General features: G+C 63.8%; 23 protein-coding genes. 11 read left to right on the top strand and 12 right to left on the bottom strand.

The genetic code is table 11. The features are described 5' to 3' along the window. Positions 1–261 precede the first annotated feature (261 nt). On the top strand, positions 262–1353 hold the full coding sequence (locus tag ACTHNZ_RS24390) for an NAD(P)/FAD-dependent oxidoreductase (protein ID WP_440545164.1): 1092 nt from the start codon (positions 262–264) through the stop codon (positions 1351–1353). A 134-nt stretch (positions 1354–1487) separates the two neighbouring features. Next, the gene (locus ACTHNZ_RS24385; protein WP_440545163.1) at positions 1488–2165 is read left to right on the top strand and encodes a TetR family transcriptional regulator; all 678 of its coding nucleotides are present in this window, start codon (positions 1488–1490) and stop codon (positions 2163–2165) included. A 21-nt stretch (positions 2166–2186) separates the two neighbouring features. Here the strand turns inward: ACTHNZ_RS24385 and ACTHNZ_RS24380 are convergent, their stop codons facing one another. Continuing rightward, entirely contained in the window at positions 2187–2516 is a 330-nt protein-coding gene (locus ACTHNZ_RS24380) for a type II toxin-antitoxin system RelE/ParE family toxin (protein WP_440545162.1), read from the bottom strand. Then, positions 2516–2854 (bottom strand): type II toxin-antitoxin system Phd/YefM family antitoxin, encoded by a 339-nt coding sequence (locus ACTHNZ_RS24375; protein ID WP_440545161.1) that lies wholly within the window; start codon positions 2852–2854, stop codon positions 2516–2518. Before ACTHNZ_RS24375 ends, ACTHNZ_RS24380 begins: the two co-directional genes overlap by 1 nt. Positions 2855–2994: 140 nt before the next feature. On the opposite strand from ACTHNZ_RS24375, the gene ACTHNZ_RS24370 reads away from it, so the two are divergent. Continuing rightward, positions 2995–3663 carry a glutathione S-transferase family protein gene (locus ACTHNZ_RS24370; protein WP_440545160.1) on the top strand — a complete coding sequence of 223 codons (669 nt, stop codon included), beginning with the start codon at positions 2995–2997 and terminating at the stop codon, positions 3661–3663. A gap of 17 nt (positions 3664–3680) precedes the next feature. Then, positions 3681–4646 (top strand): pyridoxamine 5'-phosphate oxidase family protein, encoded by a 966-nt coding sequence (locus ACTHNZ_RS24365; protein WP_440545159.1) that lies wholly within the window; start codon positions 3681–3683, stop codon positions 4644–4646. 8 nt (positions 4647–4654) lie between these two features. Here ACTHNZ_RS24365 and aroE read toward each other — a convergent pair whose 3' ends face one another. Genes aroE through ACTHNZ_RS24340 form a run of 5 tightly spaced genes read right to left on the bottom strand, consistent with a single transcriptional unit; the run spans position 4655 to position 8509 of the window. Continuing rightward, positions 4655–5488 carry a shikimate dehydrogenase gene (gene aroE / locus ACTHNZ_RS24360; RefSeq protein ID WP_440545158.1) on the bottom strand — a complete coding sequence of 278 codons (834 nt, stop codon included), beginning with the start codon at positions 5486–5488 and terminating at the stop codon, positions 4655–4657. Further along, positions 5485–6708: a CaiB/BaiF CoA transferase family protein gene (locus tag ACTHNZ_RS24355; RefSeq protein WP_440545157.1), complete on the bottom strand. Its 1224-nt coding sequence runs from the start codon at positions 6706–6708 to the stop codon at positions 5485–5487. The genes aroE and ACTHNZ_RS24355 overlap by 4 nt, the downstream gene beginning before the upstream one ends. Next, positions 6708–7166 carry a MaoC family dehydratase gene (locus tag ACTHNZ_RS24350; protein WP_440545156.1) on the bottom strand — a complete coding sequence of 153 codons (459 nt, stop codon included), beginning with the start codon at positions 7164–7166 and terminating at the stop codon, positions 6708–6710. Before ACTHNZ_RS24350 ends, ACTHNZ_RS24355 begins: the two co-directional genes overlap by 1 nt. A 9-nt stretch (positions 7167–7175) precedes the next feature. After that, complete coding sequence (locus ACTHNZ_RS24345) at positions 7176–7562, bottom strand: VOC family protein (RefSeq protein ID WP_440545155.1); 387 nt, start codon at positions 7560–7562, stop codon at positions 7176–7178. After that, positions 7559–8509: a ketopantoate reductase family protein gene (locus tag ACTHNZ_RS24340; RefSeq protein WP_440545154.1), complete on the bottom strand. Its 951-nt coding sequence runs from the start codon at positions 8507–8509 to the stop codon at positions 7559–7561. The genes ACTHNZ_RS24345 and ACTHNZ_RS24340 overlap by 4 nt, the downstream gene beginning before the upstream one ends. A 134-nt stretch (positions 8510–8643) precedes the next feature. Here ACTHNZ_RS24340 and ACTHNZ_RS24335 point away from each other — a divergent pair, with 134 nt between their 5' ends. After that, on the top strand, positions 8644–9546 hold the full coding sequence (locus ACTHNZ_RS24335) for a LysR family transcriptional regulator (RefSeq protein ID WP_440545153.1): 903 nt from the start codon (positions 8644–8646) through the stop codon (positions 9544–9546). Positions 9547–9715: 169 nt separating this feature from the next. Here ACTHNZ_RS24335 and ACTHNZ_RS24330 read toward each other — a convergent pair whose 3' ends face one another. From ACTHNZ_RS24330 to hpaR, 5 genes are all read right to left on the bottom strand, one after another. Beyond that, positions 9716–10615, bottom strand: a complete 900-nt coding sequence (locus ACTHNZ_RS24330; RefSeq protein ID WP_440545152.1) for a transporter — start codon at positions 10613–10615, stop codon at positions 9716–9718. 165 nt (positions 10616–10780) lie between these two features. Then, complete coding sequence (locus tag ACTHNZ_RS24325) at positions 10781–12517, bottom strand: GMC family oxidoreductase (RefSeq protein ID WP_440545151.1); 1737 nt, start codon at positions 12515–12517, stop codon at positions 10781–10783. Positions 12518–12578: 61 nt separating this feature from the next. Further along, positions 12579–14042 (bottom strand): benzaldehyde dehydrogenase, encoded by a 1464-nt coding sequence (locus ACTHNZ_RS24320; protein WP_440545150.1) that lies wholly within the window; start codon positions 14040–14042, stop codon positions 12579–12581. A 121-nt stretch (positions 14043–14163) separates the two neighbouring features. Continuing rightward, a complete protein-coding gene (locus ACTHNZ_RS24315) occupies positions 14164–15141 on the bottom strand; it encodes a helix-turn-helix domain-containing protein (protein ID WP_440545149.1) in 978 nt (325 codons plus the stop codon). 155 nt (positions 15142–15296) lie between these two features. Beyond that, positions 15297–15692, bottom strand: a complete 396-nt coding sequence (hpaR, locus tag ACTHNZ_RS24310; protein WP_440545177.1) for a homoprotocatechuate degradation operon regulator HpaR — start codon at positions 15690–15692, stop codon at positions 15297–15299. A gap of 172 nt (positions 15693–15864) precedes the next feature. Between hpaR and ACTHNZ_RS24305 the strand changes: the two genes are divergently transcribed. The 6 genes from ACTHNZ_RS24305 to hpaH are packed head-to-tail and all read left to right on the top strand — an operon-like array spanning position 15865 to position 21127. Further along, the gene (locus ACTHNZ_RS24305) at positions 15865–16644 is read left to right on the top strand and encodes a fumarylacetoacetate hydrolase family protein (protein ID WP_440545148.1); all 780 of its coding nucleotides are present in this window, start codon (positions 15865–15867) and stop codon (positions 16642–16644) included. Further along, entirely contained in the window at positions 16641–17396 is a 756-nt protein-coding gene (locus tag ACTHNZ_RS24300; RefSeq protein WP_440545147.1) for a fumarylacetoacetate hydrolase family protein, read from the top strand. Before ACTHNZ_RS24305 ends, ACTHNZ_RS24300 begins: the two co-directional genes overlap by 4 nt. Before the next feature lie 30 nt (positions 17397–17426). Beyond that, on the top strand, positions 17427–18890 hold the full coding sequence (gene hpaE / locus ACTHNZ_RS24295; protein ID WP_440545146.1) for a 5-carboxymethyl-2-hydroxymuconate semialdehyde dehydrogenase: 1464 nt from the start codon (positions 17427–17429) through the stop codon (positions 18888–18890). Between the two features lie 37 nt (positions 18891–18927). Next, positions 18928–19851, top strand: coding sequence for a 3,4-dihydroxyphenylacetate 2,3-dioxygenase (hpaD, locus tag ACTHNZ_RS24290; protein WP_440545145.1), 924 nt, complete (start codon positions 18928–18930; stop codon positions 19849–19851). Between the two features lie 22 nt (positions 19852–19873). Continuing rightward, on the top strand, positions 19874–20320 hold the full coding sequence (locus tag ACTHNZ_RS24285) for a 5-carboxymethyl-2-hydroxymuconate isomerase (RefSeq protein ID WP_440545144.1): 447 nt from the start codon (positions 19874–19876) through the stop codon (positions 20318–20320). 3 nt (positions 20321–20323) lie between these two features. Beyond that, positions 20324–21127 (top strand): 2-oxo-hept-4-ene-1,7-dioate hydratase, encoded by an 804-nt coding sequence (gene hpaH / locus ACTHNZ_RS24280; RefSeq protein ID WP_440545143.1) that lies wholly within the window; start codon positions 20324–20326, stop codon positions 21125–21127. The last annotated feature ends 377 nt before the right edge of the window (positions 21128–21504 follow it).

The following is a 21504-nucleotide window of genomic DNA, read 5'->3' as shown; positions in this document are numbered from 1 at the left end:
ATCCGCTACATCAAACATGACTGAACACTACTCGATCAAAATAGACTGCGCAACGTCCGCCGGGTGCTTTTTTTCGTGACGATTCCGGCCGAGTAGCCGCGCAGCCCCTGATGTTGCGGCGCAATGACCGCCCGCGCCGCGCGACGCCTCGCGAAAGGAGCCTTGTCGTGCCCCACCGCGACGGCCGATGTCCGGACACCAGCCGATGAAGCTCGTTGTTCCACTTCCACTTGCAGTTCCACCTCTTCGAGGAGTCACTACATGAACGAAGTCGTCGATCACCCCATCCAGCACACGACGCATGCCGAACCGCCAACGCCCATCGAAACCGACGCATTGATCGTCGGTGCAGGGCCGGTCGGCTTGTTTCAAGTATTCGAGCTGGGTCTACTCGAAATCAAGGCACATGTGATCGACTCGCTGCCCGTCGTTGGCGGTCAGTGCGTCGAGCTGTATCCGGACAAGCCGATCTACGACATTCCCGCGGTGCCGACGTGTACCGGTCGGGAGCTCGCGGACAACCTGATGAGGCAAATCGAACCGTTCGGTGCGACGTTTCATCTCGGCGAAGAAGTGCAGATCGTGGACCGGCAGGGTGGCGGGCGCTTTTTCGTGCGCACGAGCAAGGGCACCGAATTCATCGCCAAGGCCCTGTTCATCGCGGGCGGCGTCGGCTCGTTCCAGCCACGCACGCTCAAAGTGAGCGGCATCGACCGCCATCACGGACGGCAACTGTTTTATCGGGTTCGGGACCCGGAACGCTATCGCGACAAGGACATCGTGATTTGCGGCGGAGGCGACTCGGCGCTCGACTGGGCGTTGAATCTCGTCGATATCGCGCAAAGCGTCGTGCTCGTGCACCGGCGCGACGAGTTCCGCGCGGCGCCTTCTTCGGTTGCGAAGATGCGAGCGCTCTGCGACGACATGCGCATGCAGTGCCTCACGGGCCAGGTCACGGGCTTCGAGGACGAAGGCGATCTGCTGCGGCGGCTCAAAGTGACGTGCGGCGACGGCGTCACGCGCACGCTGGAACTGGACCACCTGCTCGTATTCTTCGGCTTGTCGCCGCAACTCGGCCCGATCGCACAGTGGGGGCTCGACATCGAGCGCCGGCAGATTCGCGTCGATACCGAGAAGTTCGAGACGAACGTGCCGGGCATCTTCGCGGTGGGCGACATCAATACCTATCCAGGCAAAAAGAAGCTGATCCTGTCGGGCTTTCACGAGGCGGCGCTTGCCGCGTTCGGTGCCGCCGCTTATATTTTCCCGGATCGCAAGATTCACATGCAGTACACCACGACCAGCACGAAGCTGCACAAGGTACTCGGCGTCGATTCTCCGGTGTTCGACTGACGCGGGGCTGATCGGCCGCACGGGCCTGCCGAAGCCGGTCGGGGAGAAACGCTATGATGGCGGCGCCGCGCGAATCCCGCGCGGCGCGCTCGAACGAACGAAGCAACGACAACATCCATCGACAGAGACCGATCATGACTACCACTGCCGTACGCAAGCCCGGTGCGCTCGGCATACGCGCGAAGCAGGCGCAGGATACGCGCGCCAAGATCCTGAAGGCCGCCATCAAGGTGTTCGCCAAGCAAGGTTACGCGAGCGGCCGCATCGACAGCATCTCGAAGGCGGCCCGCTCGCACGATCGGATGATCTACTACTACTTCGGTAGCAAGGAGCAGTTGTTCATCGAAGTGCTGGAGACGATCTACACGCAGTTCAACGAAGCGGAAAGCCGGCTCGATCTCGACCTGGACGACCCCGCGCGCGCGCTCGCACAGATGGTGGAGTTCGTCTGGCAGTACTACCTCGACCATCCGGAATTCGTCACCCTGCTCTCGAGCGAGAACCTGCATCAGGGCAAGCATTCGAAAAAATCATCGAAGCTCAAGGAGATATCGGGGTATGCGATCTCCGTCGTGCGACGCGTACTCGATGCGGGCAAGGCGCAGGGCGTGTTCCGCCCGGAAGTCGAGCCGCGGGACGTCTACATCATCATTGCGTCGCTGGGCTATTTCTACAACGCCAACCAGCACACGCTGAGCGCGTTTCTCGGCGAGCCGCTGATGGACAAGGCCGCGCTCGCGCATTGGCGAGACGTGATCAAGGACACGGTGCTGCGTGCGGTGCTCGTCAGTGCGAGCCCCGCGCAACCATGACGATCTAGTTGCGACGTAACGTCATGTCATCAGCACGAGTGTATCGACGAGCTTTTGCAGGTCCTGGCGGCTACCCATGATGTATGCCACATAGATCGTTTCGTCGTCGACCTTATAAATCACTCGATTCATGCCGCTGATGGCCTGCCGATATCCGAGTCCGCCTAGCTGTTCCACCTCCTGCACCGCGGTGCCACTGAGTGGATACTGTCGCAACGTATCGATGGTTCGCCTCAACCGCTGATTCGTTTGCGCCCATGCTGACTCGCCAAACCGCTTCTTAACATTTTCGCGTAGCAACCTGAGCGATATCTGAGCGGTTCCTGTGAGCTTAACGCTGCGAACCGGCATCAGGAACCGCGCTCCCTCTCGTCCAATTCGTCGAGTTCATCGAACACGTCGGACGCCTCCCGGCAATTCCCGGACGCAACGTCCTTCTCCGCTAGCGCGAGCAGTTTCAGCATTGCGATCATTTGCTGCGTCTGCTCGTACGAGCGAACGTCCTGCACGACCAACTTCGCTTCGCCGTTTTGAGTAATCACCAACGGCTCCCCCGTGTCCTCCAGATCCTTTACGATCTGCGCCGCCTCAGCCTTGAGATAGCTGATGGGCTTTACTCTCTCGCTCAGCCTCATACCCATTCCCCCTAGATAGAACCGAATATAAACCGAATTTGGTTCGCTGTCCACGCAGCCTCCCACGGAGGATTGCTCACTCATAGAGGACAGAGAAACATCGATTATCCATCTTATGCGAGAAACCAATGAAAGGTACGCTTGGCGCCAATCATCGAAGAAGCGAACGCAACAGCACCCCGGAGTGACCCGCCATGTCCGCCGCACGCAAGCAGCCGCGCCTACCCATCGTTCTCTACACGACGCCGCTTTCGGGCCATGGGCATCGAGTTCGGCTCTTTCTGGAACTGCTCGGCTTGCCCTATGACGTAAGGCTCATCAACATGGCCGCCGGGGAAAACCGCCGCCCGGAATTTCTTGCCAAGAACCCATTCGGGCAAGTCCCGGTGATCGAGGACGGCCAACTCGTGCTCTGCGATTCGAACGCGATCCTCGTCTACCTCGCCAAAACGTATGGCGATACTTCCTGGCTACCGGAGGATGCGCAAGGCGCCGCGGCGGTTCAACGGTGGTTCTCGCTCGCGGCCGGACCGATCGCCTACGGCCCCGCTGCCGCACGGCTGGCATCGGTCTTCGGTGCAAGACTCGACGTGCAGGCCGCGCAAGCCATCGCCGCCAAGCTGTTCGACCTGATCGAGCCCGAGTTGGCATCGAAGCCATTCGCGATCGGAAACCACCCCACGATCGCCGACATCGCAGCGTATTCGTATATCGCCCACGCGCCGGAGGGCGGCGTATCGCTCGCCCCCTATCCGAACCTTCGCTCATGGCTGCGTCGCATCGAGGCGCTCCCGGGCTTCGTCGCGTTGCCGTCCACGAAGCCGAAGGCGGACCTGCTGGCCGATGCACCGCAACGGGTTTGACCGCACCGGAGCCGAACATGATCGACACCACCATCGTCGAACTGAATTCGCCCCATCGCGATTCGCCGTTTCATGCGGGCGAGCGAGAAGCGCAAGCACGGGCCGGCTTCACCGGATCAGCTGATTCGGCCGGCCGCAGCATCCGGGACTACATGCCGGACCAGCACAGGCTGTTCTATGCGCAGTTGCCGTTCATGATCGTCGGAGGCGCCGATCACGCCGGACAACCTTGGGCGACGATTCGAATCGGTCAACCGGGCTTCGTCTCATCGCCCGATTCGCGGACCCTGCGCATCGCAGGCACGACGCTGCCCGGCGATCCGCTGGCGGGCGCGTGGCACCCCGGCGCGCTGTTCGGTGGCCTCGGCATCGAGCTGCCCACGCGGCGACGCAACCGGATCAACGGCATCGTCACCGCGACAGACGATGCCACGCTGACCGTATCGGTGAGCCAGAGCTTCGGCAACTGCGCGAAGTACATCCAAGCCCGTACACCCGAATGGACGGGATTTCCCGCACGCGCTGACACATCGGTGCCACTGACGCATTCGACGTTGTCCGACGAGGACCGTGCCTTGCTCGCACGCGCGGATACGTTGTTCATTGCGTCCATGCACGATGCGCCCGACGCCGGTGCGGCACGCGGCGTCGATGTCTCGCATCGAGGCGGAATGCCGGGCTTCGTGCATGTCGAAGACGCTAGGACGTTTGCGATACCCGATTACGCCGGCAACCGGTTTCTGAACACGATCGGCAACCTCGTGACGTCGCCGCGAGCGGGCCTGCTGTTTCTCGACTTCCAAACCGGCGACGTGCTCTATGTGGCAGCCGACGCCGAAATCGTGTGGGGCGGCTCGGTGCTGAACGAATTCGAGGGCGCGCAGCGTGTGATCCGCTTTCGCGTGCGCGAGACGCGGCGCAGTGCCGGCGTGCTGCCGTTTTGTTGGACCGCCCCTGAATACGCGAGGCAATTCCGAGCGTAATGGCGCACTCAATCAAACGGCACGGCGAGCCGATCGATCACTGAGCGCGTCTCCGGACGCACGCCGCGCCACCAGAAAAACGCCTCGGCCGCCTGCTCGACCAGCATGCCGACGCCATCCGCCATCCCATGCACGCCCGCATTTTTCGCGAGCCGGAGGAAAGGCGTCAAACGCTTGCCGTAAGCGAGCTCATAGGCCGTGCCGCGGGGGCTGAACACACTCGGCGGAACCGGCGGCAAGTCGCCGGTCAAACTCGCCGAGGTTGCATTGACCACCAGATCGAAACGCCCCATCCGAGCGAGATCCGCGTAGCTGCTGGCCACGAGCGAGCCCCGTTTCGCAACCTGCGCGACGAGTGCACGCGCTTTGTCGACGTCGCGATTGGCGACGACGAGATCGGCCGGTAGCGCTTCGAGAAACGGCAGCAAGGCACCGCGAGCGGCGCCGCCCGCGCCGAGCAGCAGCACGCGCTTGCCGGCCATCGGGACACCGAGATTGACTTCGATATCGCGGACGAGTCCGATGCCGTCGAAGTTGTCCGCCAAAATGCGGCCGCCCTCGAACTTGAGCGCGTTGGCCGCGCCGGCCAGCTCCGCGCGCTCGCTGCGCTCGTCCGACATCGCGAACGCTGCGAGCTTGAACGGCGCCGTGATGTTGATGCCCTTGCCGCCGCTCGCAACGAACGAGCGCACGGCATCGGCGAAAGCGCCTTCCGGCTCGAGCGGCCCTTCGATGGCCGTATAGCGCAGGTTTTGCCGCGTCTCTTGCGCGAAGAGACCGTGAATCAGAGGCGACTTCGTGTGCCCGATCGGATTGCCGATCACCGCGTATTGGTCAGTCATCGTTGGCTCGCTTTCGAATAGAGAACGCCATCGGCCTGCATCGCGTCGATTTCCGCCGCATCGAATCCCAGCGCACGCGCGACTTCGGCGTTGTGCTGCCCGAGATCAGGGGCAACGTCCCGAATCGTCGTATCGCAATCGGAAAACCGGAACGGAAGGTTGGGCAGGCGCAAGGTCCCATACCGCGGATGCTGCTGCTCGACGACCATGCCTCTTGCCTGGATCTGCGGATCGGCCAGCACCTCGTCGATGCGCTGCACCTTCGCGCATGGAACGTCGATGCGATCGAGCAACTCGAGCACAGACGCCGAGGAACGCGCGGCCACCCACGGTTCCACCACCGACAAGATGTCCATGCGGTGCGCGTTGCGCCCGACGCTGTCATGAAATCGCGTCTCGCCGCCAAAGCCCGCCGGGCCGCCATGCGCCTCGATCAGCGCAGCGAAACGCTTCCATGCGTCGTCGACTTGCGCGGCGATCACGATGTCGCCATCGGCTGCGCGGAACACGCCATAGAGCGTCGAAGTCGGCATGTCGTGCCCCGTCTGCTCGGGCAACACGCCTTGGAGCGTGTAGCACTGCACCGCGTATTCGTGCATCGAGACGAGCGTGTCGTACAGCGCCATGTCGATATGTTGCCCGCGGCCGCTCTTCACGCGCCCGAGCAGCGCGGCGTTGATGGCCGCCACCGCATGAATGCCGGTGTACATGTCGCCCAGCGAGACTCGCAGCAGCGGCGGCCGCTCGCCCGGCGTGCCGACCATCTGCATGATGCCGCTCTTGGCCTCGGCGATCAGGCCGAAACCGGCACGATGTGCATCGGGACCGGTGTGTCCGTAGGCGGAAATCGAGCAATAAACGAGGCCCGGATTGCGCGTCGACAACTCGTCGTAGCCCAGCCCGAGCTTGCTCAACGCACCCGGCCGATAGTTCTCGATGAAGACGTCGGCCGAATCGCACAAGCGCTGCATGAATGCCTTGCCGCGCGCGTCCTTCATGTCGACGCTCACGCCGCGCTTGCCCATGTTGAGCTGCAGGAAATAGCCGCTTTGCTCGTCGTCGAGCACGGTCGCGTGCTGGCGTCCGGCATCGCCGGTGCCGGGGCGCTCGACCTTGATCACTTCCGCGCCCAACGCGGCGAGACACCGGCCGACGTAAGGCCCGGCGAGAAAGTGGCTGTAATCGACGACGCGAATGCCTTCGAGCGGGCGAGCTTGCATTAGAACGCTCCCGGGCGCCGCGGCACCATCAGGCGATGTTCGCCATGCTGGACCACCTGCCCATCCTGATCGATCAGCTCCGACGGGAGCACGACGATGCCCCAGCCCGGGCGGCTCTTGCTTGCCCGCATCGAACCCACGCGAAACTTGACGTGCAGTACGTCGTTGACCTTGATGGGCAGCAAGAAATCCCAGGTCCACCCGAGCGACATGCCCGGCAAGAAGCGATAGTCGCTCTGCGTCTTCAGGCCATCGGCGATGGATAGACCGAACAAGCCGTGCGCAACGAGGCAGCCGAAGTGGCTGGCGTTCGCGTAATCTTCATCGACGTGCACGGGCGTATGGTCGCCTGTGAGGTCGGCGTAGGCGAGAATGCGCGCACGGGTCACCGTGTACGTCGGACTCGTGCACTCGTCGCCCTCGCGGGCATCGTCCCAGTATTTTTCAGCGATCGTCATGGTCGTCCCTTAGGCGCGCGGGTTGATCGCCAGCGCCTGCGCGACGCACGACGCGGGCCTGGCTTGAATCAGTTCGACGGCGAGGCCGTCCGGCAGGCGAAGCCAGTTGCGGCCCTGCGGCATTTCCACGACTTCGAATCGTCGTGCCGCGGCGAGCGCGGCCTCCAAGTCTTCGCACATCACGCCGAGATGCGCGAGCCGCCCTTCCGGTCCGTCATGGTCGGGCGCGTGGATGAACTGCAGGCCGCCGAGCGTCCAGTACTGCCGTGGAGCGTCGAGCGTGCCGTCCACTTCGCGCAGCGTCATGCCGAGGACTTCCTCGAAAAAACGGATATGCCAATGGATGTCCTTCACCCAGATGGCGACGTGTTCCAGATAGGCTTTCGATGTATTCACGCGTCGGCCCCCTCGCGTCGACGGTCGGCCATGGCGCGCTCGATGCCCTTGATGCAGGCAACGAGCGTCGCGTTGACCGGCGTTGGCACGCCGTGACGCTGCCCCCAGCGCACGACCGAGCCGTTGATGAAGTCGATCTCGGTGATCGTGCCCTTCTCCAGGCTTTGCAGCATCGACGTCTTGAAAGCCGTCGGCAGCCCTTCGGCGGCGAGCGTCCATGCCTGTTCCGGGTCGGTCATCGACAGCGTCACGCCTGCGGCACGCGCGGCGGCGATCGCCTCGGCCACGGCTGCCAGCGCGGTTGCCTTCAACAGCGGTTCGTCATAGAGCTGCCCATACGTCAGGCCGGTGACCCCGGTAAGCGCGCCCGTCGCGACGTTCACCAACAGCTTGTCCCACATCGTGCCGACGATGTTGTCGCTGATCGTCGTGGCGAGGCCGGCGGCCTCGAAGGCGCAGGCGATCGCCTGAACGCGCGGCGTGATACGGCCGTCGAGCTCGCCGATATAGGTGAACTTGCCGACGACGCCGGACTCGATATGGCCCGCGCCGCGCAGCACGCCCCCTACGTAGGTCTTGCCGGCGAGGACGCGCTCGCGGCCGACGACGTCGGCCAAAATGTCCTCGTGCCCGAGGCCGTTCTGCAGCGACAGCACGAGCGTGTCGGGCCCGATCAGCGCCAGCGCGCCGCGCATGGCTGCCTCGGTATGGAACGATTTGACGAGCACGACGACGAGCTCGACGGCACCGATCTCGGCCGCCGACGTCGCCGCGCGCACCTTGACGCGCCGTGAGCCGGAGGCGTCGTCGACGCGCAAACCATCGCGACGCATCGCTTCGACGTGCGTGGCGGAACGGTCCAGCAGCCACGTCTCGTGCCCGCCTTCGGTGAGCGCGGCGCCGATCGCGCAACCCAGTGCGCCGGCCCCCAGAATGGCAATCTTCATCTGCATCTCCTTGACATAGAGAGGCACGATAGGAGCCGCCGGTCATATCGGCAATGCAATGGCTACAATGTCGTCATTGCGTAGCGCAATAATGACGTTCTTGCCACACACCACACACCACACGGTGAGCTGCCATGCCGACCGACCTGCCCGATTTGAAGCTGCTTCAGCTGTTCGATCTCCTCTACGACACGCGCAGCGTCACGCGCGCCGCGCAGCAGCTCGGGCAAAGTCAGCCTACGATCAGCATCTGGCTCGGGCATCTGCGCGAGTGCCTGCAAGATCCGCTGTTCATCCGCACGCCAGGCGGCATGGCGCCGACGCCTCAGGCCGACGCCTTGATCGGGCCTTGCCGGCAAATTCTCGAATCGCTGCGTCGTTTCGTTGCATGGGAAGTCGCGTTCGATCCGGCGACTGCGCAGCGGCGGTTTCGCATCTGCATGACCGACGCTAGCCACATCACGCTCCTGCCGCGGCTGCTCGCGCACGTTCGTGCGCAGGCACCGGGCATCCGGCTGGAAGCGGCGAGCATCGACGGCAATACCGAGCGCGCCTTGGAATCGGGGGAGGCGGATCTCGCGATCGGCCACGTGCCCTGGCTCAGCGGCGGCATCTACCAGCAACAGCTGTATCTTCAGGACTGGGTGTGCCTGGCCAATCGTCATCATCCGCGAGTGCGCGGGCGGCTGGGGCCAAAGCAATATCGTGCGGAGGGACACGTCCTCGTCGAATCGGGCACGGGCGGACAGCTTCTCGAACAAGCGCTCGCACGCGAGCAAATCGAACGCGACGTGGTGCTGAAGTTGCCGGGCTTCCTCGGGCTCGGCACGATCATCCAGACGACCGACCTGATTGCCACGCTACCGCGCCATATCGGCGAAACGCTCGCGCAGGCCAACGATCTCGCCGTCCATGCGTGCCCGGTTCCCGTCGACGGTTTTGCCGTGCGGCAACACTGGCATGCGCGGTATCACCACGAGGCTGGAAACCGCTGGCTGCGCGGCGTGGTCATGCAGTTGTTCGGTGCCTCGCACTGAGCATTGCTCGATGGCGGCAGTGGCGAGGCTATCCCATAGCCGGGCATGAATGTGCTCGAGAATCATCTGGCGCTTCCTGGCGAGGCGGCCCCGGCTCGATGCAGGACCGCACACCGAGCAGAGAAAGCACGCTCGATGCCTGCGCCGCCTCGCTCCCGGCTGGTCAGCGTCAGAAGATCTTCATCACGCGAAGATTGACGCGCGTCGATTCCATCGGCCCGTTATGGACGGAGATATCGTTGCCGTACGTGCCCAACACCTGCCAAGTCTTGGCCGGAAACCACGCAAACCCGACCGAGAACTTCGACGTATTGACCCGGTCGCCTTGCGATACGCCGTTGACATGGGTAAGCCCACCCATCGAATACGACAAGCCTGCCCGGACGTCGAAGGTATCGGTCACGTTGTAGCGCAGCCAGGCTTGCATCTGCACGAGCGGATCCTCGGTCATCGTCGCATGCGCCGCCGTGAAGTCGGTGTTGTGACCGAAGACCGTGACGTCGCCTACGAGATCGAGCGTGAAGCGGTCCACGAGCGGCGTGATGTATCCCGCCTGCAAAGCGAACTTCCAGCGGTTTTCTCCGAGGTTCAAGGCGCGGTTGCCGTTGTAGCTGCCTGTCGGCACGTAGATGAACGGCGTGATGCCAAGGTAGCGATGACTGCCGGGATCGTTGTATACCCATACCGTCGCGGCCAAGATGAGGTCGCCCACGCCCGTCGTATTACCGAGCGCGCTCAAGTTGTTCCTCCCGCGAAGCGTGCCGAACGGCAGCAGGAATTGAGGATCGACCGTGAAATTGCCGAGCTTCATGTAATGGACGTAACGGGCGATACCGACATCCGAATCGAGGCTTCCGCCGCTGACTTGACGCCCGCCCGCATAAATGCGATCTCGCTCGACATGCTGATAGTAAAGCAACCCCAGATTCGTTCCTGCCGGTAAAGCCGTGTAATCACCGGCGTCCACGTCGATCGCCATGGCCGGCTTGGCCGCCACCGCGGCAAACGCCAGCATGGCCGCCGCCCATGCGCGCTGCACGCGCCGGCCCTTCTTTCGGTTCGTCTTCATCTGCCTTCGTCTCCTCTTGTTGATCGACGCCGATGCGCTCCCCTGCCGAACGGCGTTGGGCCGTGGCATGTCCGGTGCGTCGGCGTCGCACCCGGTGTCGTTACGGGGAAATTGATGGGCGGCGGCGGAGCATCGCGCGTCAGGCGAGCGCCGCTGCCACCACCGCTAAGCGCGGACGATCTGCACGAGCCGCTCGCCGATGATCACGCTGGGCGCCATCGTGTTGCCCGTGGTGATATTCGGCATCACGGACGCATCCGCGATGCGCAATCCGCGAACGCCGCGCACACGCAGCTTCGAATCCACGACGCTGCCGGCATCGCTGCCCATCGCGCAGCTACCGACGAGATGAAAGTAGGTGCCTGTCGCATTGCGAATGAAATTCGCCTGGTCGGCGGCCCCGAGCGGACCCGGTGCAATCTCGCGTTTGACGAACTCGGCCATCTCCGGCGAATTGCCGATCTCGCGGCACAATTGAACGCATCGCATCAACGCCTTCATGTCATCCGGCTCGGCGAGATAGTTCGGATCGACGCTCGGCGAGGCGCGGAAATCGCGCGACGTCAATTTCACGCGGCCCGTGCTTTTCGGTTGAACGAGGCCCGGCGCAAGCGTCCATGCCGATTTCGGCATCGGATACTGCTTCGCGATCGTGTCCGTCACGAAAGGCACCTCGATCTGAAACGGCTGCAAATCCGGTGCTTTGAGCCGCTCGTCGCTCTTCCAAAAGAACGTGCATTCCGCGAGGTTGTTGCGCGGCGGGAGCGCATCCTTGTATTCCCAAACGCAACCGCCGAGCAAAATGTGGTCGCGCAGGTTGCGGCCGACGTTCGGCGAATGCACGACCGGCTTGATGCCCAAGCCGCGCAGTTCCGCGGCATCGCCGATACCGGACAGCATCAAAATCTTGGGCGTCCCGACGGTGCCGGCCGACAGCACGATCTCTTTGTGTGCCGCGACACGCTTTTCGCCTCGCGCATGACCGCCATGAACGAAGCGAACGGCGCTGGCCCGGTCGCCGTCGAGATCGATTCGCACGACGGTCGAATCGGTCAGCACGGTCAGGTTCGGGCGTGCGAGCGCATGACGGAGGTAGGCTGCAAAAACGGTGTGACGGCGGCCGTCCTTGATCAATGCCTGTGCGATTCCGCAGGCCCCCGGTCCTTCCATCGCTTCGCCGTTGATGTCGTCCGTCGAGGGAACGCCCGCCTTGGCCGCCGCGGCCATCATGGCGGGGGCGATCGGATTCGGGTTGGGCAGCTTTTCGACGTACACGTTGCCGCCCTTGCCGCGCCAACGTGACGACGGCCCTTGCCAGTCCTCGATTTTTCGATAGATCGAAAGCACGGAGTCGTAATTCCATTGCGGATCGCCGGTCATCTCGGCCCACTCGTCGTAGTTGGCTTTGTGCCCGCGTGCCCAGACCATCACGTTGATGGCGCTGCCTCCTCCCATTCCGCGCCCCATCGGCAGCGGAATCGTGCGCCCGTTGCAATGCGCCGCATCGACGCATTCGTAGACGTAGCTCGAAGGCGTGCCGATGTTGGCCGGCCACAGCGCCGGGTCCTCGATGCTCTTTTGCTCGTTCCAGCCGCCCTCCTCGATCAGCAGCACGCTGACGGAAGGGTCCTCCGACAATCGCGATGCCACGACGCAACCGGCCGAGCCCGCACCGACGATCACATAGTCGTACGCGCCTTTGAGCGCACGCGCGTTGCGCCGCTGGTTCTCCACGGCGCGCTTCGCTTCGTCTGCGTAGACCTGGGCGGTCGCGGCCGAAAGGCCCGCCGCCGCGGCCACGCGCATGAAATCGCGGCGCGTCATCTTGCCTCGGAAGATCGCATCCTCCGCTTGCGCGAGCATCTCCCCCCGCAACGTATCCGGCTTTTCATCAAGCTTCACTGTCTGTCTCCCGTCTTTTTTTGACTGCTACCTGTCATCGTCGCGTCATTGCGCCGTGAATTCAGAATGGATATTCGATCGGCGAATCGAGCTCGCTGATCCACTGCGTTTCGGTGAATGCTTCGACGTTCGCGGGCCCGCCGAAGCGGCCGCCATTACCCGATGCCCCCATGCCGCCGAACGGGACGTGAGGTTCGTTATTGACGGTCTGGTCGTTGATGTGCACCATGCCGGCCCGCAAGCGCGTGGCGATGGCCATGGCGGCCGAGCGCGAGCGGGAATGAATGGCGGCAGCCAGGCCGTAGTCGCTCGCATGCGCGAGCTCGAGCGCTTCGTCGTCGGAGTCGAACACGGTCACGGGCGCGACGGGCCCAAAAATCTCCTCGCTGAATGCGGGCATTTTCACCGTCACACCATCGAGCACGGTCGGCTCGAAGTAGCGCCCGTTACGCTTGCCGCCGGCCACGATCGTCGCGCCGGCTTCGACCGATTCGCGCACGACGCGCTCCACGCGTTCGGCTTGGCGCTCGTTGATCAGCGGGCCGATGTGGACCGGGCCTTTGGCTGGGTCTCCGACAGTCAGCCGCGCCGCGCGCGCCGCCAGCTTTTCCACGTAGGCCGCGGCGACGCTGCGGTGAACGAGATGCCGTCCCGCCTGCATGCAAATCTGACCTTGATGCAGGAATGCGCCCCATGCCGCACACGATGCGGCCCGGTCGACGTCTGCATCGGCGAGCACGATCATCGCGTTGTTGCCGCCAAGCTCGAGCGAAACCTTCTTCAGCATCCGGCCGCAGATTTCGCCGATTTGACGGCCGACCGCCGTCGATCCGGTAAACGAGATCATGTCCACCGCTCCATGCCGGACGATGGCATCGCCGATCGATGCGCCACCCGGCAGCATCTGCAGGACGCCCGGCGGCAAGCCCGCATCGGCGAACAGCTCGGCGATCAACGCACCGCCCGTGATCGCGCTTTGCAAGTCGGGCTTGAGCAGAACGGCGTTGCCGAGCGCGAGCGCCGGCGCAACCGAGCGCATCGCGAGCAACAACGGAAAGTTCCATGGGGCGATGACGCCGACGAGGCCGACGGGAATGCGCCGCCAACGGTTCGTGCGCCCGGGCATGGCCGACGGAAACAGCAGGCCGTCGGGCTGCATCGGCAATGCGGCGGCCATCAGCAGCTGCTCGTACGTCGCATCGAGCTCCCACTGCGCCTTCGGCACGATCGAACCGCATTCTCGGACGTTCCAATCGATGAACCGAGCCGCACGGGCTTTGAGCAGTCTTGCCGCCTCGTGGAAGACGGCAGCGCGTTTGTCGAACGGCAATGCCGCCCAGGCCTGCTGGGCGATGTGCGCGCGGCGCGCGGCTTCATCGACGTCCTCGAGCGACGCAACCCCGCTCGTTGCGAGCGAATCGCCTGTCGCGGGCTCGATGACGGGCGCGGTGCCGCCACGGCCCTCGACCCAATCGCCGAGAAACACCTTCCCTAGCCAACCTGCTTGGCCTACTGCATCCGTCATAGTCGACTCCGGACTGTTTGGTTGCGGTTCGAGCGGCCAGGTATTGCGGATCGGCCGCGGGTGCAATCATCATCGGCGAATCGAGCGCGCCGAAATTGTCCGGATTTCTTCTATTTCTTGTCTAAAACGTGCCCCCCGCCATGGATGCCGTGTTGGCGACCTCCGGGCTTTCGCGGAACTGGCGCGGGCTGAACCCATAATGCTGCCGAAAAAGCCGGCTGAAGTGCGCCGCACTCGAAAACCCGCAGCGCCACGCGACGACGTCGACACGCAACCGGTCGGGCGCGGACGGCCGCAGCAGATCCCGTGCGCGCTCGAGCCGTTGATTCCACACGCACCGCATCAGCGAGGTGCCCTCTTCGCGAAACAAGCGCTGCAAATAGCTGATCGAAAGCCCCACGCCGCTCGCGATCGACGCGGCGTCGAGCCCTTCCTCGCCGAGATGTTCGGCGATATAGCGCTTCACGCGATAGCGCACGGCCTCGCTCGTGCGCCCCTGCGCCGAGGCGGCGCCGCGGGTCATCACGACTTCCATGAGGTCCAGCATCTGCCGGCTCAGCAGTGCCCGAGTGCTCGCTTCGAGCCTGCGGTGATACGACGCCATGAGCCGAACCATGTCGAGAACCATCCGCACGTCGGCGGATTCCGGATCGGGCGAGACCCAGTGATTGAGCTGACTGCGGTAGCCTCGCTCGCGCAGCGCCGCTTTCGGGCACGTCAGCACGACGAGTTGCGTTCCCTCCTCGACCGATTCGACGAACGGGCGCGCCGGATCGACGATCACGAGATTCCCGGCACAAAAACCGTGCTGCTCGCCGTTCTGCTCGAACGTCGCGCGGCCGCCGGTCACGAGCTTCAGGAAAAGGTTGTCTTCGTTGACTTCCATTCGGCACCGCGGCGCCAACGTCTGGCGGCTCATGCACACCTGTGCGACCTTCACCTCGCCGAAATCGCAGACGTCGATGGCGGACTGCCAAGGGTCCCTGAACGCAGGCTCACAGCGCAGCCCATAGACCTCGCCCAGCAATTCGCGCCACCGCGGATAGGCGATGACATCGGAACGTTGCGTGTCCGCGGACGTGAGGGAAAAGGCGCTCATCGAGAGTTCTCGCAAGGGGAATCGAGCAGCGACCCGGGGCGGTCATGCACTATCATGCATGATATGAATGCGCAACAGAAGTTCAATTCATGTATACGCGCAGTCGGATCCGCGTGCCGGCGCGGGCGCCCAAGCCCTCCTCGCCCACGCTAGGCCTAATCGAGACCGGCAAGCAGCGCATCGACGGCGCCGTATACCTGCGCGACCACGTCGGCCCCCACCGCCTGCTCGATGGCGCGGTACTCCGCTTCCAAATCTTTCGAGAGCAGGCGGACGAGGCCGACGCTCTTGGGCGTCAACGAAACGAGCACGCGGCGCTGATCGTCCGTGAAGCGCGCCTTCGTGACGAGCCCCAACGCTTCCATGCGCGAGAGCACGCCGGCCATGCTGGGGCTCGAAATCGTGCACAGATCGGAGATATGCCTAGGTTCCAGCGGCCCCTTTTCGTCGAGCGCACGGATCACGCGCCACTGCTGCTCGGTCAAGCCATGCGCGGTAATCAACGGACGAAACCGCTCCATCATCTTTTCGCGCGCGCGCAGGAGCAACATAGGCAGATTGCGGTGCAGACCGCCATCGATGGACGAATGAGACATGAAAACCCGCTCGAGAACCGGGGAACCCCCGTGAAAACCCGCAGCGCCGCAAGAAGGCGTTGACGCTGAATCCTATCAATCGCAGAATTACTAACATATTAGTGATTTTGCGGGGACGGCGCGAGTCATGTTCTCTGTGACGGACCATCTACTGCACATCGAGGGCGAGTCTTTGCCGCGCGATGTGGATGCCTGCGCGGCGGCGGCGCTGCTCGCGGGCGGGGAGCGCTGCCGCCCGCCGGTGAGCGGCGCGGTGTACGGCACGCTGCTCAACGACCGCGAGGCATTGGCGGCGCTCGGCGACGCCGTGAACGCCCCGCCGTACAAGGCGCCGCCCCATGCGCCGATTCTTTACTTGAAGCCGCGCAACACGCTCGCCGGGCACGGCGCGCGCATCGTCGTGCCCAGCGATGAAGGCGTGCAGGTCGGCGCATCGCTCGGCATCGTGATCGGCCGGACCGCTCATCGCGTAAGCGTCGATACGGCGCTCGACTACGTGGCTGGATATACGCTGGTCGCCGATTTGAGCGTGCCGCATGCGAGCGTGTATCGGCCGTCCGTCCGCTTTCGCGCTCGCGACGGATTTTGCGTCGTCGGTCCTGCCATCGTCGCTCGGCACCACGTCGCCGCCCCAGACCGGCTCGCGATCACGGTGGACGTCGAAGGCCAGCCGCGCTTCAGCGCGAGTACCTCGACCTGCATTCGCGCGGTCGCGCGGTTGTTGGCGGACGTGACCGATTTCATGACGCTGTCGCCGGGCGACGTCATCACGCTCGGCGTACCGCACGGCGCCCCCGTGGCCGCAGCGAACACGCACGCGACGCTCGGCATTGCAAACTGGCCACCGCTGCGAATCGAGTTCATCGCACCGGCCATGCAAGCACCCGCAAAAGGAGCGATGGCATGATGCGAGCGCGCGTCGCCTATGCCGGCGCCATCCACGAAGCCACGCCCGAAGGCGATCGGGTGAGACTGGCCGACGGCCGGGTGCGTGACGAGCACGAACTCGTGTGGCTCGCCCCGTTCGAGCCGGGCACGATCGTCGCCCTCGGCTTGAACTACGCCGATCACGCGAAGGAGCTCTCGTTCTCGAAACAGGAGGAGCCGCTCGTCTTCCTGAAGGGGCCCGGCAGCGTCATCGGCCATCTTGGCGTGACGCGCCGCCCCGCCGGCGTCGCCTTCATGCATTACGAATGCGAGCTCGCGGTCGTGATCGGGCGCCCGGCCCGCGGCGTACACCGAGCGGACGCGATGCAGTACGTGGCCGGCTACACGATCGCGAACGACTACGCGATTCGCGACTATCTCGAGAACTACTATCGCCCGAACCTGCGCGTGAAGAACCGCGACGGCGGCACCGTGCTCGGGCCTTGGTTCGTCGATGCCGCCGACGTCGCCGACGTTCATGCGCTCGAATTGCGCACGTTCGTCAACGGCAAGCTCGAACAGCGAGGCAATACGCGCGATCTCGTCGCTGACGTGCCCTCGCTGATCGAATACCTGAGCGGCTTCATGACGCTCGCGCCGGGCGACGTGATTCTGACCGGCACGCCCGAAGGCGTCGTCAACGTGAACGCCGGCGACGAAGTGGTCTGCGAGATCGACGGCCTCGGCCGCCTCGTCAATACGCTTGCGCCCGACGCCGACTTCGGCCGCTGAACCTCATTCGGACATCCACAAGGGCTGATCATGCGAATCGAGCATCTCATCGACGGGCGCCCGCACACGGGGCGCGATTACTTCGAAACCGTCGATCCGGCGACGCAGGAGGTACTGGCCGAAGTCGCAAGCGGTGGCGCGCACGAAGTTGAGCTTGCCGTGCGGGCAGCGAAGCAGGCCTTTCCCGCATGGGCGGGCAAGAGCGCCGCCGAGCGCGCAAAGGCAATCGCCAAACTCGGCGAATTGATCACGAAGAACGTTCCCGAGCTTTCCGTCACGGAAACGAAGGACACCGGACAGACGATCGCTCAGACCGGCAAGCAACTCGTGCCTCGCGCCGCCGACAACTTCCACTACTTCGCGCAAGTTTGCAGCGCCGTCGATGGGCATACCTATCCCACGTCGACCCATCTGAATTACACGCTCTTTCATCCGGTAGGCGTCTGCGCGCTGATCTCGCCGTGGAACGTCCCGTTCATGACGGCGACGTGGAAAGTCGCTCCGTGTCTGGCCTTCGGCAACACGGCAGTGCTCAAGATGAGCGAGCTGTCGCCGCTCACGGCGTCAATGCTCGGGCAGCTTGCGCTCGAAGCCGGCATTCCCGCCGGCGTGCTCAATGTCGTGCACGGCTACGGCAAGGAAGCGGGCGAGCCGCTCGTCGCGCATCCGGACGTGCGCGCCGTGTCGTTTACGGGATCGACGGCGACGGGCAATCGCATCGTGCAGACGGCGGGCCTGAAGAAATTCTCGATGGAGCTGGGCGGCAAGTCGCCCTTCGTGATCTTCGACGATGCCGATATCGAGCGCGCGCTCGATGCGGCCGTGTTCATGATTTTCTCGAACAATGGCGAGCGCTGCACGGCGGGCTCGCGCATCTTGGTGCAGCGCTCGATCTATGCGACGTTCGCCGAACGCTTCGTCGAGCGTGCGAAGCGCATCGTCGTCGGCGATCCGCTGGACGAAAAGACGATCATCGGGCCGATGATCAGCCAGGGCCACCTCGCGAAAGTGAGAAGCTACATCGCGCTTGGCTCGAAAGAAGGCGCGACGCTCGCATGCGGCGGGCTCGATGCACCCGACGTTCCCGACGCGATGAAGCACGGCAACTTCGTGCGCCCGACGGTTTTTGTCGACGTCGACAATCGGATGCGCATCGCGCAGGAAGAAATCTTCGGCCCCGTCGCGTGCCTCATCCCATTCGACGACGAAGCCGAAGCGATTCGCCTCGCCAACGACGTCGCCTACGGTTTGTCGAGCTACGTATGGACCGAGAATGCGGGCCGGGCGCTGCGCGTGGCCGCCGCGATCGAGGCCGGGATGTGCTTCGTGAACAGCCAGAACGTGCGCGATCTGCGTCAGCCTTTCGGCGGCACCAAGGCGTCGGGCGTCGGCCGCGAAGGCGGCACGTGGAGCTACGAGGTATTCCTGGAGCCGAAGAACGTCTGCGTCTCGCTCGGTTCGCATCCCATCCCTCGCTGGGGTGCCGCGCATTGATGCGATAGCAGGCCACATCGAACCTTTGGAGACGGCTATGGGCGAACTCGCACTCGTAGCGAAAATCACACACGTTCCATCGATGTATCTTTCCGAATTCGACGGAGAGCGCAAAGGAACGCGCCAGGATGCGATCGACGGACACATCGAAATCGCCCGGCGATGCCGCGAGCTCGGCGTGGACACGCTGGTGGTATTCGACACCCATTGGCTCGTGAACGCGAACTACCACATCAACTGTGCGGCGCACTTCAAAGGGCGCTACACGAGCAACGAGCTGCCGCATTTCATCAGCAACATGCCCTATGAAGCGCACGGCAACCCGGAACTCGGGACGCAGCTCGCGCAAGCGTGCAACGAATACGGCATCGAGACGCTGGCCCACGATGCCACGACGCTCGCACCGGAATACGGCACGCTGGTTCCGCTGCGCTATATGAATGCCGATCAGCACTTCAAGGTGGTGTCCGTTTCGGCGCTATGCACGTCGCACTACTTGAACGATAGCGCCCGTCTCGGCTGGGCGATGCGGCAGGCGGTGGAACGGCACTACGACGGCAAAGTCGCGTTTCTCGCGAGCGGCAGCTTGAGCCACCGCTTCGCGCAGAACGGGCTCGCGCCCGAATACGCGTTCAAGATTTGGAGCCCACTGCTCGAAATGCTGGACCGGCAAGTCGTGGAAATGTGGCGGCACGGCGAGTGGAAAACGTTTTGCGAGATGCTGCCCGAATACGCGGTGAAAGGGCACGGCGAAGGCTTCATGCACGATACCGCCATGATGGTCGGCGCCTTGGGCTGGTCCGCCTACGACGGTCGCGCCGACATACTGACGCCGTACTTCGGCGCATCGGGCACCGGCCAGATCAATGCGGTATTTCCCGTGACGCCGCAAGACGGCGGTGCCATCCCCAATCCGGAAAGCTCGACGGCATCGCAATACCGCGCGTTTCCACGGCTGTAGTCATCGATTCGGAGAAATCGGCATGCCCCACTTGACGATCTTTTATACCCCCAACCTCGACCGGCCGATCGAACAAGGTGGCACGGACATGCAGGCGCTATGCGCCGCATTGGCCGAGACCATGATCGCCCAGCGCGACGACGCGGGGCGGCCCGTGTTTCCCGTGGGTGGCGTGCGCGTCCTCGCTTCGCCCGCCACGCACTACGTGGTCGCCGACGGCGGCCAGGCGGGACGCGCTGCCGGCGGCTCGGGCGAATATGCGTTCGTCTACTTGAACTTGCGCATGGCGAGCGGCAGAAGCCCGGCCGTGCAACAGGCCGTCGGCCAGGCATTGGACGCCTGCGTCAAAAGGCACTTCGCCGGCCTGCTTTCGACACGGCATATCGGCATTACGTTGCAGATCGACGAGGGGCGCGAAGTGTTCAATTCGCGCAGCAGCTCGCTGCATCCTTTGTTCGAACGAGGCTGAAGCATGCTTGCCCAAGCTACGATTGCCGCGCTCGCCCGAGCGCTTTACGAAGCGCGCAAGACGCGCACGCAACTGCGGCACTTTTCGGGCCGATATCCCGAGATGACGATCGAGGACGGCTACGCGATTCAGCGCGAGTGGGTCAAGCTCGAGCTCGCGGACGGGCGCCGGATCAAGGGGCGCAAGATCGGACTGACGTCGCGCGCAATGCAGCAGGCGAGCCAGATCACGGAGCCCGACTATGCCCCGCTGATGGACGACATGTTCTTCGAGGCCGGCGGCGACATTCCGATCGAGCGGTTCATCGCGCCGCGCGTCGAGGTCGAGCTGGCATTCATCCTCGAAAGGACGTTGAAAGGCCCGGACGTGACGCTGTTCGACGTGCTCTCGGCAACGCGCTACGTGGTTCCGGCCGTCGAAATCATCGATGCGAGGATCGAGCAGTACGACCGCGAAACTCGCGCGATGCGCAAGGTGTTCGACACGATCAGCGATTTCGCGGCCAATGCGGGCATCGTGCTCGGCGGCCGTCCGGTTCGCCCGAGCGATGTCGATCTCCGGTGGGTCGGTGCGCTGCTGCACAAGAACGGCGTGATCGAAGAAACGGGGCTCGCGGCTGCCGTGCTGAATCATCCTGCTGCCGGCGTTGCTTGGCTCGCGAACAAGATCGCGCCCTATGACGAGCAATTGAATGAAGGCGACGTCGTGCTCGCCGGCTCGTTCACGCGCCCCACGCCCGCGGCCCGCGGCGACGTGTTCCATGTCGATTACGGCGCGCTGGGATCGATCGGGTGGCGGTTCGTTTGACGGGCTCGCCGGTACGCTGCCCCCTGATCTTGCTTTGTCGAGGCGGCGATCACGGCGTCCTCCTGGCCCGGGTTATGCGTATCGACCAAATGATGCAGAGCAAGAGGCCGATTTTTGGTCCGGCCGTCTCTCGGCATCCCATCCGGCCCAATTAACCAGGAGCAAGATGATGCTTGGCATACCTATGTTTCTCGTGGCTCTGTTCGCACTCATCGTGGCCATGCACCGCGGCGTAACCCTCCGCGAAGATGCGAGACTGCGTGCACAGTTTTCCACCGAAGGTTTGGAGGGCGAGCTGTCGCGGCGGTTGATGCGGGCTTCGGGATATGGGGTGTAACTGCATAGCCGAAGCGATCGAAGGGGGCGCTATCACGGAA

Origin of the sequence: Trinickia sp. (genome assembly GCF_051953955.1) — a bacterium.
Taxonomy (GTDB): domain Bacteria; phylum Pseudomonadota; class Gammaproteobacteria; order Burkholderiales; family Burkholderiaceae; genus Trinickia.
Note: the sequence above shows the minus strand (reverse complement) of the source record. Positions and strands in the feature narration are given on the sequence as shown.

Excerpts from the sequence above, each read along its gene's own strand:
- ACTHNZ_RS24390 (WP_440545164.1), top strand. The coding sequence starts at position 262 with ATGAACGAAGTCGTCGATCACCCCATCCAGCACACGACGCATGCCGAA.
- ACTHNZ_RS24385 (WP_440545163.1), top strand. The coding sequence starts at position 1,488 with ATGACTACCACTGCCGTACGCAAGCCCGGTGCGCTCGGCATACGCGCG.
- ACTHNZ_RS24380 (WP_440545162.1), bottom strand. The coding sequence starts at position 2,516 with ATGCCGGTTCGCAGCGTTAAGCTCACAGGAACCGCTCAGATATCGCTC.
- ACTHNZ_RS24370 (WP_440545160.1), top strand. The coding sequence starts at position 2,995 with ATGTCCGCCGCACGCAAGCAGCCGCGCCTACCCATCGTTCTCTACACG.
- ACTHNZ_RS24365 (WP_440545159.1), top strand. The coding sequence starts at position 3,681 with ATGATCGACACCACCATCGTCGAACTGAATTCGCCCCATCGCGATTCG.
- aroE (WP_440545158.1), bottom strand. The coding sequence starts at position 5,488 with ATGACTGACCAATACGCGGTGATCGGCAATCCGATCGGGCACACGAAG.
- ACTHNZ_RS24355 (WP_440545157.1), bottom strand. The coding sequence starts at position 6,708 with ATGCAAGCTCGCCCGCTCGAAGGCATTCGCGTCGTCGATTACAGCCAC.
- ACTHNZ_RS24350 (WP_440545156.1), bottom strand. The coding sequence starts at position 7,166 with ATGACGATCGCTGAAAAATACTGGGACGATGCCCGCGAGGGCGACGAG.
- ACTHNZ_RS24340 (WP_440545154.1), bottom strand. The coding sequence starts at position 8,509 with ATGAAGATTGCCATTCTGGGGGCCGGCGCACTGGGTTGCGCGATCGGC.
- ACTHNZ_RS24335 (WP_440545153.1), top strand. The coding sequence starts at position 8,644 with ATGCCGACCGACCTGCCCGATTTGAAGCTGCTTCAGCTGTTCGATCTC.
- ACTHNZ_RS24330 (WP_440545152.1), bottom strand. The coding sequence starts at position 10,615 with ATGAAGACGAACCGAAAGAAGGGCCGGCGCGTGCAGCGCGCATGGGCG.
- ACTHNZ_RS24320 (WP_440545150.1), bottom strand. The coding sequence starts at position 14,042 with ATGACGGATGCAGTAGGCCAAGCAGGTTGGCTAGGGAAGGTGTTTCTC.
- ACTHNZ_RS24315 (WP_440545149.1), bottom strand. The coding sequence starts at position 15,141 with ATGAGCGCCTTTTCCCTCACGTCCGCGGACACGCAACGTTCCGATGTC.
- hpaR (WP_440545177.1), bottom strand. The coding sequence starts at position 15,692 with ATGTTGCTCCTGCGCGCGCGCGAAAAGATGATGGAGCGGTTTCGTCCG.
- ACTHNZ_RS24305 (WP_440545148.1), top strand. The coding sequence starts at position 15,865 with ATGTTCTCTGTGACGGACCATCTACTGCACATCGAGGGCGAGTCTTTG.
- ACTHNZ_RS24300 (WP_440545147.1), top strand. The coding sequence starts at position 16,641 with ATGATGCGAGCGCGCGTCGCCTATGCCGGCGCCATCCACGAAGCCACG.
- hpaE (WP_440545146.1), top strand. The coding sequence starts at position 17,427 with ATGCGAATCGAGCATCTCATCGACGGGCGCCCGCACACGGGGCGCGAT.
- hpaD (WP_440545145.1), top strand. The coding sequence starts at position 18,928 with ATGGGCGAACTCGCACTCGTAGCGAAAATCACACACGTTCCATCGATG.
- ACTHNZ_RS24285 (WP_440545144.1), top strand. The coding sequence starts at position 19,874 with ATGCCCCACTTGACGATCTTTTATACCCCCAACCTCGACCGGCCGATC.
- hpaH (WP_440545143.1), top strand. The coding sequence starts at position 20,324 with ATGCTTGCCCAAGCTACGATTGCCGCGCTCGCCCGAGCGCTTTACGAA.